Source organism: Nitrobacter sp. 62-13 (genome assembly GCF_001896955.1).
Lineage (GTDB): Bacteria > Pseudomonadota > Alphaproteobacteria > Rhizobiales > Xanthobacteraceae > Nitrobacter.
In genome coordinates this window covers 1-1703 of the sequence record NZ_MKRN01000108.1, presented here as the reverse complement: position 1 = coordinate 1703, position 1703 = coordinate 1, and the positions used below count along the sequence as shown (strand labels likewise).

2 protein-coding genes are annotated in these 1703 nt (G+C 64.4%); both read left to right on the top strand.

Going from position 1 to position 1703, the window contains the following annotated elements:
• Window positions 1-142: 142 nt before the first annotated feature.
• Window positions 143-853 carry an MgtC/SapB family protein gene (locus tag BGN91_RS09145; protein ID WP_292612458.1) on the top strand — a complete coding sequence of 237 codons (711 nt, stop codon included), beginning with the start codon at window positions 143-145 and terminating at the stop codon, window positions 851-853.
• Window positions 854-1082: 229 nt separating this feature from the next.
• Window positions 1083-1601 (top strand): TIGR02281 family clan AA aspartic protease, encoded by a 519-nt coding sequence (locus BGN91_RS09140; protein WP_292612457.1) that lies wholly within the window; start codon window positions 1083-1085, stop codon window positions 1599-1601.
• The last annotated feature ends 102 nt before the right edge of the window (window positions 1602-1703 follow it).

The window sequence follows — 1703 nt, the reverse complement described above, 5'->3', positions numbered from 1 at the left end:
TCCCCGGCATCCCTGGCCGGAAGATCCGGCGAACGCGCCGCCGACACGCCGGGTCAAGCCGCGCGGGACCTGAAGGGCTCGCGTATCCGGGAACCCGTGCTGTCGCCGCAGCGTTGGCCACGACATCTCGCCCGAGGCTTCCATGGACATGCCCCTGCAACCGACCTGGCCGGACATCGCGATCCGTCTCGCCTTGACGATGGTCGCCGGCGGCATCATTGGCCTGGATCGGAGCGCGCGGGGACACGCGGCCGGATTTCGCACCACCATTCTGGTGGGTCTCGCCGCTTCGGTCGCCATGATCCAGGCCAACATCCTGCTGTCGGCGAGCGGCAAGACGCCGGCGTCGTTCGCCGAGATGGATGTGATGCGGTTACCGCTCGGCATCCTCACCGGCGTCGGCTTCATCGGCGCCGGGACCATTTTCAAGAAAGGCGATCTCATCACCGGCGTCACCACCGCGGCGACGTTGTGGCTGATCACGGTGATCGGTCTCTGCCTGGGCGGCGGTCAACTGGTGCTTGGCGCCGCCGCGACCGTGCTGGCGGTCATGACTCTCTGGGCGCTGAAATGGGTCGACTATGTCATCCCTCGCGAGCACCGCGTCCGAGTGATTGTCGCAGCCGATGCAGAGATGCGAGCGATCGTCGAGTTGCCGCGCTTGATCGGAGGTTTTGGCTATCACGCCCGCTTCGCCGATGTGAAACGGCATGATGACGGGTCGCTCGATTGTTCGTTCGATATCTCGTGGCGGCGCGCCGAGCGATCGGCGCGGCCGACGGATCTGCTGGCGCTGATCCGCAAGAGCTATAAGATCAAGGCGTTCGCCTTGAGCACGGAAGACGGCCGCTAGAGCCTGTTTCAACGGCGTTGAGCCAGACTCGTCGCTTATCTTTTGTTGGAGCATGATCTTTTTTCGAAAACCGGTTTCGACTTTTCGGGATCATGCTCTAAGGCCCGCATTAACGCTTCGCTCATCCTTTTCCCAAATAAAGAACCTCACGGCCGTTGCGGGTTATGGCTGGCCGACGACCGCGCGTAAGATCGCGGCTGCCGTTCGGATCTGTCAGTGAGTGTGCGCCATGCGTAATCTGATGATTTTTGCAGCGCTCCTTGTCGGAGCGGGCACCTATATGGCGCAAGTGGCTGACAAGATGACCGCCACCGCGGCGGCGCGGGCGACGACACCCGCGCAGCAGGCGACGTTCGAGGACAACGCCCAGGCCGGTCGCCGCAGCGTCAGCATCGCCCGCGATAGCCGCGGCCACTTCCAGACGGAAGCCCGGATCGATGGCCAACGCGTCGGCTTCATGGTCGATACCGGGGCGTCGGTGATCGCGCTCAATGAAAGTTCAGCCGCGCGGATCGGCGTGCGGCCCGCGCGGAACGACTACGACGCGACGGTGACCACCGCCAACGGCAAGGTCAAGGCGGCGCGAACCCGGCTTGCCATGGTCGACGTCGGCGGGCTGGTCGTGCGCGACGTCGACGCCATGGTGCTGCCCGACGAGGCGTTGTCGGAAAACCTGCTCGGCCTGTCGTTTTTGTCCAGGCTCAGGCGCTTCGAATTCGCCAACGGGCGCATGGTGCTGGAACAATAGGCTGGCGCCGCCGTTGGTCGAGGTCGCAGGCGACGCGCTCCGCCGTGGCGCTGCGAATTATGCCGCAATTGCCTTTCACAAACCCGCTCCCGCATTTCCGGC

Excerpts from the sequence above, each read along its gene's own strand:
- BGN91_RS09145 (WP_292612458.1), top strand. The coding sequence starts at position 143 with ATGGACATGCCCCTGCAACCGACCTGGCCGGACATCGCGATCCGTCTC.
- BGN91_RS09140 (WP_292612457.1), top strand. The coding sequence starts at position 1,083 with ATGCGTAATCTGATGATTTTTGCAGCGCTCCTTGTCGGAGCGGGCACC.